The following is a 14,908-nucleotide window of genomic DNA, read 5'->3' as shown; positions in this document are numbered from 1 at the left end:
AGGGTTGTAATTATGGGCAATTGGGACTAGCTCAACCCTGTCAATCAGGCAGATTTGGATATGGATCAGACGGCTGCGCCGAAGGTCAGCTTCGTGTCGCTCGGGTGCCCCAAGGCTTTGGTGGATTCCGAGCGCATCATCACGCGTCTGCGCGCCGAGGGCTACGAGCTCGCCCGCAAGCATGACGGGGCCGACATCGTCATCGTCAACACCTGCGGCTTCCTCGACAGCGCCAAGCAGGAATCGCTCTCGGCGATCGGCGAGGCCATGGCCGAGAACGGCAAGGTGATCGTGACCGGTTGCATGGGGGCGGAACCCGAGCAGATCGAGCAGGCCTATCCCGGCGTGCTCTCCATCACCGGCCCGCAGCAATATGAGAGCGTGCTGGACGCCGTGCATCGCGCGCTGCCGCCCGCCCACAATCCGCATCTCGATCTGGTGCCGCCGCAAGGCATCAAGCTGACGCCGCGGCACTATGCCTATCTGAAAATCTCCGAGGGCTGCAACAACCGCTGCACCTTCTGCATCATCCCGAAGCTGCGCGGCGACCTGGTCTCGCGACCGGCCAACGACGTGCTGCGCGAGGCCGAGCGCCTGGTCGACGCCGGCGTGAAAGAGCTGCTGGTGATCTCGCAGGACACTTCGGCCTATGGCGTCGATCTGAAATACGCCGAGAGCCCGTGGAAGGATCGCCAGGTCCGCGCCAAATTCATCGACCTCGCGCGCGAGCTCGGCGAGCTCGGCGCCTGGGTCCGGCTGCAATATGTCTACCCCTACCCGCATGTCGACGAGGTCATCGCGCTGATGAACGAGGGCAAGGTGCTGCCCTATCTCGACATCCCGTTCCAGCATGCGAGCCCCGAAGTACTGAAGGCCATGAAGCGCCCGGCGGCGCAGGACAAGACGCTGGCGCGCATCAAGCGCTGGCGCGAGCAATGTCCTGATCTCGCTTTGCGCTCGACCTTCATCGTCGGCTTCCCCGGCGAGACCGATGCGGACTTTGCCTATCTCCTCGACTGGCTGGACGAAGCCGAGATCGATCGGCTCGGCTGCTTCAAGTACGAGCCGGTCGCCGGCGCCACGGCGAATGCGATCGAGAACCCCGTGCCGGAAGAGATCAAGCAGGAGCGCTACAATGCACTGATGGCGCGCCAGCAGAAAATCTCTGCGCGCAGGCTGAAGCGCAAGGTCGGCACGCGCCAGCAGATCATCATCGACGAGGTCGGCCCGACCGTCGCAAGGGGCCGCTCCAAGGCCGATGCGCCCGAGATCGACGGCGCCGTCTACCTGTCGAGCCGCCGCCCCTTGCGCGTCGGCGAGATCGTCACCGCCAAGATCGAGCGCGCGGACCAGTACGACCTCCACGGCAGCGTCGCGGGATTCTGAGATTCCGGTCGCGGCACGCCGGCAAGACCGGCGCGCCTTAGGCATTTTCCACCAGCCGGCGTTCAGGCTGGGCGTGCCCGAACTACGAGGTCATGTCGCTTCTCCCGACGCCTGCTGTTCGTCGCGTGCGGCGAACACTTCCTTGGCTGCGAACAGCCCGTTCAGCGCCGCCGGGAAGCCCGCATAGACGGCCATCTGCATCATGATCTCCACGATCTCGTCGCGAGACAGGCCGACGTTCAGACCCGCCTCGAGATGCACTTTGAGCTGAGGCGCGGCATTTCCGAGCGCCGTCAGCGCGGCGATCGTGGCGATCTCTCGATCGCGCAGGCCGAGGTCCGGGCGGCAGTAAATGTCGCCGAACGGAAACTCGATCACGTATCGTGCGAAATCCGGAGCTATGTCGGCGAGTGAGGCGACGACCTTTTCGCCGGCACTGCCGTCAATGCGCGACAGGGCCCGCTGGCCGCGATCGAAGCGGCTTTCGTCTTGTGTTTGGGCGTGCGTCATTTTCCTTCGTCCTCTGTTCGTCGCTGGCATAGCCGGCGATCTTGGTATCAAGGACGAGCAGGCATTCCTGGAGTTCGGCAATTTGCGTGCGCACCTGTTCCCGGTGGACTTCCAGCATCTGCCGCCGGGCTGGCCCGGTGGCTTCGCCTTCATCCCGAAGCGCCGCATAACGCAACATGCCCCGGATCGGCATTCCCGTGGTCTTGAGCCGACCGAGAAATTCGATCCATGTGAGGATCGATGCGTCAAAGTCGCGCTGGCCGGAGCGATCCCGGTCGGCGTATGGCAGCAGCCCGATGCGCTCATAGTAGCGCAGCGTGTGTGTCGACAGGCCGGTCCGTTTTGCGAGGTCGCCGATCTTCATGTGTGCCCGTTCTCGTACTGACGCACGTACAGATACCCCTTCGAGCGCGCTCTAAGTCAAGGGGGATCGAAGGTGCCGTTCCCGCGAGGTCATGATGACGCGACAGCGGAAGATTTCGGCGCCGGCTGGGCGGCGGCATCGCTGGATGCCCAGCTTCAAGATTCCGCCAGCCATTTCGGCACCCAGCGCTCCGGGCGCGGGGCGCGGGCAAGATCGGCTTGCGCCTCCGACAGCTTCGCGGGCTCGCCCTCGATGGTCGGGCGCACATCATATTCGAAGTTCGGCATGACGCGGCCGTCGGCATAGAGATCGAATTTCATGGCGTACCACAGCCCGAGCTCGGGCTGTGCGCGGCGCATCTCCTCACGCAGATCGCGCAGCAGGGATTCGATCGAGGCGGCTTCCTCGAACGGCTGCGGCCCGCGCGAGAGGACGCGCGCCTCGTACTGCTTGCCGACGATCGCGACCTCGAAATGCGTCTTGTCCCAGGCGTTCTTGCCCTTGGGGAGATGCGCGGCCAGGCGCCAGCCGAGCTCGGCCATCAGGCGATGATTGGCCCAATAGTCTTCGCGACCCCGGCTCCATCTTTCCATGAAGCCGCGAAAGTCGGGCAGCTCCGACGGATCGTCATCGGACGCCGCCATATCCCTGCCCAGCCGTCCGGTGAGCCATTGCGCGAGCTCGACCGTCTGACATTTGACTTCGTCGTGCGGCTTCAGATCGCTCCAAGCGTTGTCGAATTGTTGCGACGTCAGTTTCGCGAGCAGGCCATCGAGGCTCGGCGCCAGCAGCTCGTAATCGCCCTCGGAGCCAAGCCCCACGATCGGCGGATTGTCGCGGTCAAGACCCGCGCCGTACCAGCCGCCAACAGCCGAGCCATCCGGCAGCCGCATGAACAGCGAAAACCTGTCGCGCAAGGGACTGCCGTCAACAATAGGCGCCTGATCCGAAAACTGGCCCTGCAGCGAGAAACACCCGACACTGCCCCAGGGCCGTCCCTTCAGCCAGCCGGCAAAATCCAGTAACAGCGGCGGCGCCTCCATGCCTGGCGGAAACGCGCCGCGAATGCTGTCGAGGTCGATCGAATAAGGCGTGTCGGACAAGGCTTAAAACTATCTGGTTGGTCCCGCCCCTCTTGGTCCGAACCGTCAGGCGTTCGGTTCGAGCCAATTCGCGTTCGCTGATCACAAACGCGCTAGAGACGTAATGGTTTCCCGGCGCGCATCTCTCTCCTGCCCCATGCACGCTGGGCGTGTGGTCTGCAAGGCGGCGCTTGACAAGCCCGGCCATTCGCATGTATTGCCGCGCCCCATGATCAACGCTCGGACCCATCAGCGCACCGAAATGCTCCGCCGTCGCTTCCGCGACGATGAGAGGGTGCGCCATGTCCGACGACGCCGCTGAAGCACTGAATTCAGCGTAGGTTTTCGAGAAGGCCGCACCCGCAAGGTGCGGCCTTCTTGCTTTTCGCGCCCCCTTTTCCACCCGCCTCCAGAGGAGTTCGACATGACCACCGCCACCCATCCGTATGACGCGTTGATGGACATCACCGCTCGGCCCAAGGCCGTGTTCGTTCGCGGCGCCGGCTCCTACCTCTGGGACGACAGCCGCAAGCGCTATCTCGATTTCGTACAGGGCTGGGCGGTCAACTGCCTCGGCCACTCCCCGCCCGCGATCGCCAACGCGCTTGCCGTGCAGGCCAAGCGGCTGCTGACGCCAAGCCCCGCCTTCTACAACGAGCCAAGCCTGAAGCTCGCGCAGGCGCTGGTTGCAGACAGCGCGTTCGACCAGGTGTTCTTTGCCAATTCCGGCGCGGAAGCCAACGAGGGCGCGATCAAGCTCGCGCGCAAATATGGCAGCCTGCATCGAGGTGGCGCGTACGAGATCATCAGCTTCGAAGGCGGCTTTCACGGCCGCACCTTGGCGACGATGTCGGCCTCGGGCAAGAAGGCCTTTGAGCCGCTGTTCGAGCCAAAGGTCGCCGGCTTCAAGAAGGCGAAGCTCAACGACATCGCCTCGGTCGAAAAGCTGATCAACGACAACTCCGTCGCCGTGATGATCGAGCCGATCCAGGGGGAATCAGGCGTATGGCCGGCGACCGATCAGTTCTTGCAGGAGTTGCGCGCCCTCACCGACGCGCACGGCCTCCTCCTGATCTTCGACGAGATCCAGACCGGGATGGGCCGGACCGGCAAGCTCTTCCACTACGAGCACACCGGCATCGCGCCCGACATCATGACGCTCGGCAAGGGCATCGGCGGCGGCGTGCCGCTCGCGGCGCTGCTCGCGACCGAACGCGCGGCCTGCTTCGAGCACGGCGACCAGGGCGGCACGTTCAACGGCAACCCGATCATGTGCGCGGCGGGGCTTGCGGTGCTCGACGAGGTCAGCAAGCCGGAGTTCCTGAAGACGGCGACCGAAACCGGGCTGCTGCTCGAAAGCGAGCTGCAGAAGGTCTCGGCGCGGCATGGGCTCGGGGAAGTGCGAGGTCGCGGGCTCCTGCTCGCGCTCGACCTCAAGCTGCCGATCGCGCCCGGCATCGTCGCGCAGGCGTTCGAGGCCGGCGTCCTCCTCAACGCGCCGCAGGTCGACACGTTGCGCTTCATGCCGGCGCTGAACGTCACGCGGGCCGAGATCGCCGAGATGATCGATTGTCTCGACGGTATCTTGACCAGAGCCGGCGCGGCACGGCGAGTGGCGTAGACGGCTCGCTCTCTCTCCGTCATGGCCGGCTTGTCCCGGCCATGTACGCCTTGAGGCGCGGCACGAACAACGTGGATGCCCGGGACAAGCCCGGGCATGACGACTTCGGCAAGACGTTCTCTACGGCTTCAAGATCGACGCGCCCGTGGTCTTGCGACTCTCGAGATCGATATGCGCCTTGGCGGCGTCTTTGAGCGCGTAGGCATGGTTGATCGGCACGTGGAGCTTGCCGTTAATGACGGCGGCGAACAGCGTGTCAGCGCCTTCCAGCAACTCCTTGCGCGTTCCGATATAGTCGTTGAGCTTGGGCCGGGTCGCAAACAGCGAGCCGTGGGTGTTGAGCTCGGCGATCGAGAACGGCGGCACCGGGCCTGAGGCATTGCCGAAGGAGACGAACATCCCGCGCGGCTTCAGGCAGGACAGCGAGCCTGGGAACGTCGCCTTGCCGACACCGTCATAAACCACGTCGCAGCCCTCGTTGCGGCTGATCTGTTTGACGCGCGCAACGAAGTCTTCCTCGTTGTAGAGGATCACATGGTCGCAGCCATTGGCCTCGGCAAGCGCAGCCTTCTCGCGCGAGCCGACGGTGCCGATGACGTGGGCACCCATTGCCCTCGCCCATTGGCAGGCAAGCAGGCCGATGCCGCCGGCCGCGGCGTGGATCAGCACGCGATGATGCGGCTCGACCTTGAAGGTCTTGTGCAGGAGATACCACACCGTCAGCCCCTTCAGCATCAGCACGGCGCCCTGCTCGTGGGTGATGTGGTCGGGCAGCTTGACCAGCCGCTCCCAGGGGATGTTGCGCTCGCCGGTATAGGCGCCGAGATTGTGGTAGTAGGCGACGCGGTCGCCGGGATGGAAATTCGTCACGCCCGGCCCGACCGCGACGACCTCGCCCGAGGCTTCGTTGCCGGCGATGAAGGGCAGCCCCGGCGCCTTGTAGAGGCCGGTGCGGTAATAGACGTCGATGAAGTTCAGGCCGACGGCATGCTGGACGATGCGCACCTCGCCGGGCCCGGGCGCCGGAACATCGACGCTCTCATAGACCAGGGCTTCGGGGCCTCCGACCTTGTGCACACGGACGGCTTTGGTCATCACCTGACCTCCTTTTCTCGCGGGCCAGCGAAAGACATCGCGCCCGCCTTGTCAACTCGACGCGGGCTGGAACGCCTAGACCGACGGCTTGCCGGTCTTCCTGCGGTTGCGTTTCGCTAGCACGTTGAAAAACTCGACCGCTGCCGAGAACGCAATCGCGAAATAGATGTAGCCGCGCGGGATGTGGAATTGGAATCCGTCCGCAACCAGCGCGACGCCGATCAGCACCAGGAAGGCCAGAGCCAGCATTTTCGTGGTCGGATGCTCCGCGACGAACCGCGACACCGGTCCGGCCGAAATGTACATGATGAGACAGGCGATCACGACGGCCGCGATCATGATTTCGAGGTCCTGCGCCATGCCGATCGCCGTGATGATCGAGTCCAGCGAGAACACGATGTCGATGATCACGATCTGGACGATGACCCAGAAGAAAGCGTTACGAGGTGACTTCTCGCCGCCCTCGCCGTCATCGGCTTCGACCTCGCCATGAATCTCGTGCGTCGCCTTCGCAATCAGGAACAGACCGCCGCCGATCAGGATGAGGTCGCGCCAGGAGAAGCCGTAACCGGAAAACGAAAACACCGGCGCGGTCAGGCCGATCAGCCAGACCAGGAGGCTGAGCAGGATGATGCGGAAGATCAGCGCCAGCGCGAGCCCGATCTGGCGGGCGCGGTGCGCCTGCTTCTCGGGAATGCGCGAGACGATCACCGACAGGAAGATGACGTTGTCGATGCCGAGCACGATCTCGAGCGCGGTCAAGGTGAGGAGCGCGGCCCAGGCTTCGGGGCTGGTCAACAGGTGCATCATGCGAAGGATCTTGTCAGCCGTATCAATGCGTCGCTGAAGCTGATCCAGAGCGCGATCGCGCAGAGCGCGACAGTCACACCGGTGCCGACGCGAAAGTCCATCTGCAGCGTGTAGAAGGAGAGCAGAGCCCAGATGGCGATCAGCGACATCGTCAGCCAGCGCAGCCGCACGACGCGCACCGGATGCAGCACGTGGAACGGCACGAAGGTCAGCACCACCAGGGCCGCTACTAGCAGCGTCGAGAGCAGCGGCGGCCAGTGCAGCAGAAACAGATAGAACGCCGCCGCATTCCACAGCGCCGGAAAACCGCGGAAATGATTGTCGTCCGCTTTCATGCGCAGATCGGCGAAATATAATGCGCTGGTGACGATGATGGCGACGCCGAGCAGGGGAGCTGCGACCGGCAGCAGCAAGCCGCTGGCCACGATCGCATAGGCCGGCACGAAGACGTAAGTGACGAAATCGACCACGAGGTCGAGCACGTCGCCCGACCAGTTCGGCTGCACGTCCTTGACGTTGAGCCGGCGCGCGATCGGCCCATCGATCGCGTCGATGATGAGGGCGACGCCCAGCCATTGAAACATCGCCGCCCAGTGCTCACGCACGGCCTCAAGCATCGCCAGCAGCGCGATCGCCGCACCGAACGCGGTGAAGATGTGCACCGAGAAGGCAGCGGCGCGGATCGCGGGCCTGGGCTTCAGGGAATCCTCTTGGCTGTCCATGACTTCTGCTATCAGAATGACACCGGTTTGCACATAAGCCATTGCGGCGCCTGGTCGCACAATTCGTCATAAAATCAGGGAAATATGAGTGGGCTTGAATTTGCCGCGGGGCATGTCCAATGTCGTTCCATGACAGATGCATCGACACTCTTTGACGCGGCCGTGATCGGCGGCGGACCGGCGGGACTGAGCGCCGCCATCGCATTGGCGCAGGCGGGCGCACGGACCGCGCTGGTGGCGCGTCGCATGCCTTATGCCGACAATCGAACCACGGCGCTACTCGGTGCCTCCGTCGATCTGCTGGAGAGCCTCGACGTCTGGCCGCGCTGCAAGGACAAGGCGGCCGCGCTCGAAATCATGCGGCTCGTCGACGACACCGGCCGGCTGTTTCGTGCGCCGGAGGTCCGGTTCTCCTGCCACGAAATCGGCCTCGATGCCTTCGGCTACAACATCGACAACCGCTCGCTGATGCTGGCGCTGGAAGCGCGCGCGGCCGAACTGCCCGATGTCGTCCGTTTCGACGACGAGGCCGAAACTGTCGTCATCGAAGCCGATGACGTCGCGATCCGCACGGCCGCTGCGCAATTTCTCTCGGCCCGCCTCGTGGTCGGGGCCGACGGCCGGCATTCGCTGTGCCGCGAAGCCTCCGGCATCGCGGTGACGCGGCGCGAGCTGACCCAGACGGCACTGACTTTCAACGTCGGGCACGCGCGGCCCCACCGCAACGTCTCGACCGAGTTCCACACCCCGCATGGTCCTTGCGTGTTCGTGCCCCTGCCCGGCGATCGTTCCAGCGTCGTCTGGGTCTCGGCGCCTGCGGACGCCGAGCGGCTTCGCGGCCTGAGCGATGAGGAATTGTCCGCCGCGATCGAGAAGCAGTCGCATTCGATCCTCGGGCGCATGACGGTGGAGCCGGGCCGCCATCTGTTCCCGCTGGCGATCGAACGTCCCAAATCCTTCGGCGGCGACCGCATTGCGCTGGTCGGCGAAGCCGCCCATGTGGTTCCCCCGATCGGCGCCCAGGGTCTCAATCTCGGCCTCCGCGATGCCGCCGACATTGCGAGGCTTGCAGGCGAGGCCATCGCATCAGGCCAAGATCCCGGCGCAGCAGACGTGCTCAAGCGTTATGACCGGGCGCGGCGTCCGGACATCCTGAGCCGGACCTTTGCGATCGACATCGCCAACCGCTCGCTGCTCAACGATTTCCTGCCACTCCAGCCCGTCCGCGCGGTCGGCATGCACCTGCTCGGCGCGATCGGCCCGCTCCGGCGTTTTGCGATGCGCGAGGGGCTCACGCCGACTTGGCGGAAGTAACCGCCGCTCAAGGAAACGCCAGCCGGCCAGTCTGGATCGCCCACATCACGCTGGTCAGCGTGACCACGGACGCAAACGTCCCGAGCAGCACCGCGACGGAGGCAGACTCGATCCAGGCGTCGTTCTGCCGGGCGATGACGAACACGTTTAGCGCCGGCGGCAGCGAGGCCATCAGCACGGCGGTCGCGGCCCAGGGCTGCGCAAACGGGCCGAGCGCCAGCATCAGGCCGAAAGCTGCAAGCGGATGGATCAGGAGCTTGATCGCGATCACGCCCGGCACTTCCCACGGGACCCGATCGAACGGGCGGAGCGCCACGGTCACGCCGAGCACGAACAGCGCGGTCGGAGCGGCTGCGTTCTGGAGGAAGGTGATGGTGCGATCGAGTGCGACGGGCATCTCGATATGCAGCGATGCGAAGGCCGCGCCAAAGCAGGCCGACATGATCAGCGGGTTGAGCACGATCTGCTTCAGCACGACGCCGAAGGCATGCACGATCGAGGGATGATCGCGGTCGGAGAGCTCGATCAGCAACGGCACGATCGTGAACAGGAAGATGCTGTCGCAGCAGAAGATCAGCGCAGTCGGCGCGGAGGCCTTCGGCCCGAGCACGGCGAGCGCCAGCCCCGGTCCCATGTAGCCGATATTGCCGTAGCCGCCGGAGAGCCCGGCGAGCGTCGCCTCGCGCAGCGTCAGCCCGCCCAAAACCTTGCCGACGACCAGCGCGAGTGTGAACGCCGCAACGGTCGACAGGGTGGTCGCGACCAGGAACGGCGGGTTGTTCAATTCCGAAAACGGCGTCTTCGACATGATCGCAAACAGCAGCGCCGGCAGCGACACATAGAGCAGGAAGAAGTTCATCCAGGCGAGGCCCGATTCCGGCAGGGATTTGACCTTGCCACAGGCGAATCCAACGAAGATCAAGCCGAAATATGGTAGAGCTAGATTGAGGATATCGACCATTGATGAAGTGTTTTCTGAAGATTGGGGGCCTATCTGCCCCGCAACCGCGGGTTAATTCCAGATCAGGGCACTAGCATCGGCCACAATCCTGGTCTATCGACGGGGAATGATTAAAGCGCGGACCGCCAAATTCCAGATCGGACAGGTCGTGCGCCACCGGATCTTCTCGTTCCGGGGCGTGATCTTCGACATCGATCCGGAATTCAACAACACCGAAGAGTGGTGGCTGTCGATCCCCGAGGAGGTGCGGCCCCACAAGGACCAGCCGTTCTATCACCTGCTCGCGGAGAACTCGGAGTCGGAATACGTCGCCTATGTCTCCGAGCAGAATCTCGTGCCGGACGATTCCGGCGAGCCGGTCCGGCATTCCCAGGTCGCCGAGATCTTCGTCAAGGACAAGACCGGCTATCGCCCGCGCAATCCTTCGCTGAACTGAGTTTCGAAGCCATCAACTGGCCAGCAAAAAAGGCGCTCGAACCGAGCGCCTTTTTCATGTGCGGGATTGATCCCTGATTACTTCTGTCCGGCCGGAGCGGCGCCAGGCGCTTGCTGCTGCTTCTTCTGCAGCTCTTCAGCCTTCTTCTGGAGCTCTTCCTGCAGCTTCCTCTGGGTTTCCTCGAACACCTTCGGATCGGTCGGCGGGCCGTCATAGGCCTTCTGGAATTCGCCGGCGAGCGGCAGCGGCAGCGTCAGCGGTGCGCCGTTGGCATTGATCGCCTGAACAACCAGGTTCTGGCCCTTCTTCATGTTGTTGATGAACTCGGGCGTGGCTTCGTAGTCGGACATGCAGCCGTTCTGGAAGCAGATCACATACGGGCTCTGCAACGGCGGATTGTTGTCCACGATGATGCGGGTGCCGTGCACCAACTGCATGCCGAGCGGCAGCGTCACGCGCAGGATCTTTTTCGGCTCGCCTTCTGGCTCGATGATGACGGCCGCGATGACCGGCTGGCCCGACTCGATACGGCCGTCCTTGCCGGTGAAGCAGACCTGCTTGGCATTGGCGTCCTGGCCCTTGAGGCAGAACTTGGTCCAGGGGGCGTAGATCAGCTGGATTTGCTGATCGGCCGGCTGGGCCGCGCCCTGCTGCGCTGGAGCGCCCTGCGCCGGAGCGCCCTGGGCGGGTGCCGGCTGGGCCGGTGCCTGAGCGGCCGGCGCCGGAGCCTTGGGGGCAGCCTTCGGAGCGGCCTTCGGGGTCGCCTTGGGCGCGGGCGTGCCCGGAGCTGGCGCGGGAGCCTGGGCCTCGGCGGCAAACGGGACGGCCAACGCCGTCGCCGTCAACAAGGCGAGAAGTCGCCCGCGCGGCCGGACGGACGCGGCCAAGTAACGGAAATTCATTGCGGAAAACCCTTTCTGAACGGGAAGTGCCCGAACCGCTTCGACGCACCGAGCCTGGCCGCGTTGGGCGCGGCTCTCTCCCCGTCAAATGAGGCAGATAAGTGACGGGCTCGGCGCTCTTGCGCGATTGCGTGCCTTCTTAACGTGGCCGACGAAAAGATCAATGCCGACAAGCGCCTTTGACCGCGCGTCGGCGTGCGCCCCCGGGAAAATCCCTGTGATAGGATTCAGGCCTGCGGTCCTCGAATCAACGTGTCCACATGTTCATGTTCCAGCGCCTTCTCGAGGGCCGTCCTGAAGGTCTTTGCGTCCGCCTCTGTGTCCTGGCGTTCGCCTTGGGGCTCCCGTTTTCCTTGGGGCTTCCGGCCAGCGGCGCAGAGGCCGAGGAAGCCCACGCCATCGCCATGCACGGCAAGCCGGCGATGCCTGCCGGTTTCACCCACATGCCTTACGTCAACCCTGACGCCCCCAAGGGCGGCCGGCTGACCTGGGGCGTTCTCGGCACCTTCGACAGCCTCAATCCCTTCATCGTCAAGGGACTGGCCGTTCAGCCGGTCCGGAACTACGTGGTCGAGAGTCTGCTCGCGCGCGGCAATGACGAGCCGTTCACGCTCTACGGACTGCTCGCCAGATCGGTCGAGACCGATGACGAGCGGAGCTTTGTCACGTTCCACATCGATCCCCGCGCGCGCTTCTCCGACGGCAAGCCGGTCCGCGCCGAGGACGTGCTGTTCTCCTGGCAGTTGCTGCGCGACCACGGCCGCCCAAACCACCGGCAATATTACGGCAAGGTGGCAAGGGCCGAGGCGCCGGATCCCCTCACCGTCCGCTTCGACCTTGCGGGAGCCAATGACCGCGAACTGCCGCTGATCCTCGGCCTGATGCCGATCCTGCCGAAACATGCGGTCGACGTCGCGGCTTTCGAGGAGACGACGCTGTCGGGCCCGGTCGGCTCCGGCCCCTATCGCGTCACCGCCGTGAGGCCCGGTGCCAGCGTGACGCTCACCCGCAATCCCGACTATTGGGGCCGTGACCTCGCCATCAATCGCGGGCTCTACAATTTCGAGGAGATCAGGCTCGACTATTTTCGCGAGGCCAACGGCCAGTTCGAAGCTTTCAAGCGCGGCCTCTATGATTTCCGCATCGAGCACGAGCCGCTGCGCTGGCACGACGGCTACGACTTTCCCGCGGCGAAGAATGGCGACGTGATCCGCGACACCTTCAAGCCGGGCGTGCCGCAACCTTCCGAATTTCTGGTGTTCAACACGAGGCGTCCCATATTCGCCGACATCCGCGTGCGCCAGGCCTTGACGCTGCTGTTCGATTTCGAGCTGGTGAACCGCAACTACTTCTTCAACCTCTACTCGCGCGTCGCCGGCTATTTTGCCGGCTCGGACCTCTCAGCGTATGGCAAGCCTGCGGATGCGCGCGAGCGCGAGTTGCTCAAGCCGTTCGCCGCGCAGATCCCGCCTGACATCATGGACGGCAGCTACCGCCTGCCGGTGACCGACGGTTCGGGCCGCGACCGGACCACGCTGCGCGCGGCGCTGAAGCTGTTGTCGGAGGCCGGCTACGATCTCGACGGCACCGTGCTGCGCAACCGTGCGACCAAGGCGCCCTTCACCTTCGAGATCCTGGTCACGACCCGCGACCAGGAACGCGTCGCGCTTGCCTTTCAGCGCGACCTCAGGCGCGCCGGCATCGAGCCCAGCGTGCGATCGGTCGATCCCGTGCAGTTCGACCAGCGCCGGCTCGCCTACGAATTCGACATGATCCAGAACCGCTGGGACCAGTCCCTGTCGCCCGGCAACGAGCAATATTTCTACTGGGGGAGCGCTGCCGCCGACAGTCCGGGCACCCGCAACTACATGGGGGCCCGGGATCCCGCGGTCGATGCGATGATCGCCGCACTGCTGGAAGCCCGTGAACACACGGATTTCGTATCCGCGGTGCGGGCGCTCGACCGCGCTTTGATCTCCGGTTTCTATACAATCCCCCTGTTTAACGTATCCGAGCAATGGATCGCGCGCTGGAATCGGATAGAACGGCCAGAGGCCACCTCGCTGTCCGGCTATTTGCTGGAGACCTGGTGGTCGAAGGGGCAGCCGCAAGCTCATCAAGCAAAGTGACGCCGTGAACCAGCCAGCCGTATCGCCGACGCTCGACACACTGTTTCAGCGCACGCTGATGCGGCAGCCGCACGCGACCGCTCTGCTCGACCCCCTGAACAAGTTCCGCGTGACCGGGCACGAGCCGCGGCGGATGAGCTATGCCGAGGCTGACACCGCCATCGAGGCGCTGTCCGCCTATTTCGTCGAATCAGGCCTGCCGGCCAATTCCGTCATCGCCATCCAACTGCCGAATACGGTCGAGTTCGTGCTCACCGTTCTCGCCGCCCATCGCGCCGGTCTTGTCGTCGCCGTGCTGCCGCTGCTCTGGCGCCATGCCGAACTGACCGCCGCTCTCAATCGTACCGCGGCGCGCGCCATCGTCACCATGAGCACGGTCGACGGCGTCAGCTATGCCGATCTCGCCATGCACGCGGCCGCGGAAGCCTTCTCGATTCGCCATGTCTGCGGCTTCGGCACCAACCTGCCCGAAGGCATGGCCTCGCTCGACGACGTGCAGGCCCGTCCGCCCGGCACAGCGCGCGCCGTGATTCAGGATGGCCGCAAGGCGGCGATGATCTCCTTCGACGTCACCGCGGAAGGCTTTCGTCCGGTGCCGCGGCCGCATTTCAGCCTGATCGCCGGGGGGCTCGCGATGTCGCTGGAAGCCGACATCAGGCAAGGCGCAACCGTGATGGCGGCGTTCACGCCGATGTCGTTCGCAGGGCTCGCCTCCTCGCTCGCGGTGTGGCTGCTGTGCGGCGGCACGCTGGCGCTGCATCACCCCTTCGAGAACGACGTGCTGGAGCAGCAGATCAATGCGCACGAATGCGACGTGCTGATCGCACCGGCACAGTTCGCCCAGCGGCTCGGCGATTCCGAGCTGGCGGCGCGGATGCCGAGCTTGCGCAACGTCATCGGCCTGTGGCGCGCCCCCGAGCAGGTGTCGGCGAGCGAGGCATGGATTGCGCCGCATGCGCCTTTCACGGACGTCTATCTGTTCGGCGAGGCCGGATTGTTCGGCGCCCGGCGTGGCGAGGACGGCATGCCGGTGCCGGTGATGCCGGGACCGCACGGCGCGCCGCGCGAGCAGTCGGGTTCGTCGATCGCCGGCGAGATTCTGCTGACGCCGAAGGGCACGCTCGGCCTGCGCGGCCCGATGGTGCCGATCGCGGCCTACGCTCCGCCGCCGCCGGCCGGCGACAGCCTGATCGCGCAGCCGCCACGCGACTATGTCGACACCGGCTACGCCGCGCGGCTCGATCGTCCCAGCGGCGCGATCTGTATCACCGCGCCGCCCTCCGGGATCATGGCCGTCGGCGGCTACCGCTTCCTCTCCAACGACCTGCAGGAATGGGCGCGCCGGCTCGGCCAGGGCGCCCTGCTGACCGCGCTGCCTGACCGACTCTCCGGTCACCGGCTCGCGGGCCGGGCTCAGGACAATGCCCGCGCCCGCGAGGCGCTCAGCGAACTCGGGCTTAACCCCCTGATGGTCGAAGCTTTTCGCGACCGTTCCGGGCCGGTCTAAGCGGAGTTTCGACTGTTCCATTGACGCTGCATTAAGGCGGCCGGACTAGATTGCGCAGCACCTGTTGCG

14 protein-coding genes are annotated in these 14,908 nt (G+C 64.9%); 6 read left to right on the top strand and 8 right to left on the bottom strand.

Translation table 11 applies throughout. The features are described from left to right. Nucleotides 1-60 precede the first annotated feature (60 nt). Nucleotides 61-1,386 carry a 30S ribosomal protein S12 methylthiotransferase RimO gene (gene rimO / locus AC0L3B_RS23045; RefSeq protein ID WP_018457917.1) on the top strand — a complete coding sequence of 442 codons (1,326 nt, stop codon included), beginning with the start codon at nucleotides 61-63 and terminating at the stop codon, nucleotides 1,384-1,386. Between the two features lie 90 nt (nucleotides 1,387-1,476). On the opposite strand, the gene AC0L3B_RS23040 is transcribed toward rimO, so the two are convergent. From AC0L3B_RS23040 to AC0L3B_RS23030, 3 genes are all read right to left on the bottom strand, one after another. Next, complete coding sequence (locus tag AC0L3B_RS23040; protein ID WP_026233462.1) at nucleotides 1,477-1,896, bottom strand: carboxymuconolactone decarboxylase family protein; 420 nt, start codon at nucleotides 1,894-1,896, stop codon at nucleotides 1,477-1,479. Further along, nucleotides 1,829-2,260: a MerR family transcriptional regulator gene (locus tag AC0L3B_RS23035; protein ID WP_085353092.1), complete on the bottom strand. Its 432-nt coding sequence runs from the start codon at nucleotides 2,258-2,260 to the stop codon at nucleotides 1,829-1,831. Before AC0L3B_RS23035 ends, AC0L3B_RS23040 begins: the two co-directional genes overlap by 68 nt. 155 nt (nucleotides 2,261-2,415) lie before the next feature. Next, a complete protein-coding gene (locus tag AC0L3B_RS23030) occupies nucleotides 2,416-3,363 on the bottom strand; it encodes a hypothetical protein (RefSeq protein ID WP_473381103.1) in 948 nt (315 codons plus the stop codon). A 403-nt stretch (nucleotides 3,364-3,766) separates the two neighbouring features. On the opposite strand from AC0L3B_RS23030, the gene AC0L3B_RS23025 reads away from it, so the two are divergent. Then, complete coding sequence (locus AC0L3B_RS23025) at nucleotides 3,767-4,963, top strand: acetylornithine transaminase (protein ID WP_085384082.1); 1,197 nt, start codon at nucleotides 3,767-3,769, stop codon at nucleotides 4,961-4,963. A gap of 120 nt (nucleotides 4,964-5,083) precedes the next feature. On the opposite strand, the gene AC0L3B_RS23020 is transcribed toward AC0L3B_RS23025, so the two are convergent. The 3 genes from AC0L3B_RS23020 to pcsA all read right to left on the bottom strand — a co-directional run bounded on the left by AC0L3B_RS23020 (nucleotide 5,084) and on the right by pcsA (nucleotide 7,632). Beyond that, nucleotides 5,084-6,058, bottom strand: coding sequence for a quinone oxidoreductase family protein (locus tag AC0L3B_RS23020; protein WP_018457922.1), 975 nt, complete (start codon nucleotides 6,056-6,058; stop codon nucleotides 5,084-5,086). Between the two features lie 75 nt (nucleotides 6,059-6,133). Continuing rightward, complete coding sequence (locus AC0L3B_RS23015) at nucleotides 6,134-6,868, bottom strand: TerC family protein (RefSeq protein WP_018457923.1); 735 nt, start codon at nucleotides 6,866-6,868, stop codon at nucleotides 6,134-6,136. Continuing rightward, nucleotides 6,865-7,632, bottom strand: a complete 768-nt coding sequence (gene pcsA, locus AC0L3B_RS23010) for a phosphatidylcholine synthase (RefSeq protein ID WP_085353096.1) — start codon at nucleotides 7,630-7,632, stop codon at nucleotides 6,865-6,867. Before pcsA ends, AC0L3B_RS23015 begins: the two co-directional genes overlap by 4 nt. Before the next feature lie 87 nt (nucleotides 7,633-7,719). Here pcsA and AC0L3B_RS23005 point away from each other — a divergent pair, with 87 nt between their 5' ends. Further along, on the top strand, nucleotides 7,720-8,904 hold the full coding sequence (locus AC0L3B_RS23005; protein WP_018457925.1) for a UbiH/UbiF family hydroxylase: 1,185 nt from the start codon (nucleotides 7,720-7,722) through the stop codon (nucleotides 8,902-8,904). Nucleotides 8,905-8,911: 7 nt separating this feature from the next. On the opposite strand, the gene AC0L3B_RS23000 is transcribed toward AC0L3B_RS23005, so the two are convergent. Next, nucleotides 8,912-9,865, bottom strand: a complete 954-nt coding sequence (locus AC0L3B_RS23000) for an AEC family transporter (protein WP_204511255.1) — start codon at nucleotides 9,863-9,865, stop codon at nucleotides 8,912-8,914. Nucleotides 9,866-9,971: 106 nt separating this feature from the next. Here AC0L3B_RS23000 and hspQ point away from each other — a divergent pair, with 106 nt between their 5' ends. Beyond that, nucleotides 9,972-10,301, top strand: a complete 330-nt coding sequence (hspQ, locus tag AC0L3B_RS22995; protein WP_018457927.1) for a heat shock protein HspQ — start codon at nucleotides 9,972-9,974, stop codon at nucleotides 10,299-10,301. 77 nt (nucleotides 10,302-10,378) lie between these two features. On the opposite strand, the gene AC0L3B_RS22990 is transcribed toward hspQ, so the two are convergent. Beyond that, a complete protein-coding gene (locus AC0L3B_RS22990) occupies nucleotides 10,379-11,203 on the bottom strand; it encodes an invasion associated locus B family protein (protein WP_018457928.1) in 825 nt (274 codons plus the stop codon). A 260-nt stretch (nucleotides 11,204-11,463) separates the two neighbouring features. Here AC0L3B_RS22990 and AC0L3B_RS22985 point away from each other — a divergent pair, with 260 nt between their 5' ends. Then, nucleotides 11,464-13,332 carry an extracellular solute-binding protein gene (locus AC0L3B_RS22985; RefSeq protein ID WP_473381102.1) on the top strand — a complete coding sequence of 623 codons (1,869 nt, stop codon included), beginning with the start codon at nucleotides 11,464-11,466 and terminating at the stop codon, nucleotides 13,330-13,332. A gap of 4 nt (nucleotides 13,333-13,336) precedes the next feature. Continuing rightward, nucleotides 13,337-14,839, top strand: coding sequence for an AMP-binding protein (locus AC0L3B_RS22980; RefSeq protein ID WP_473381101.1), 1,503 nt, complete (start codon nucleotides 13,337-13,339; stop codon nucleotides 14,837-14,839). The last annotated feature ends 69 nt before the right edge of the window (nucleotides 14,840-14,908 follow it).

Source organism: Bradyrhizobium sp. Kon56 (assembly GCF_055807635.1).
The sequence above is the reverse complement of the archived record's forward strand: the minus strand, read 5'-3'. Positions and strand labels throughout refer to the sequence as shown.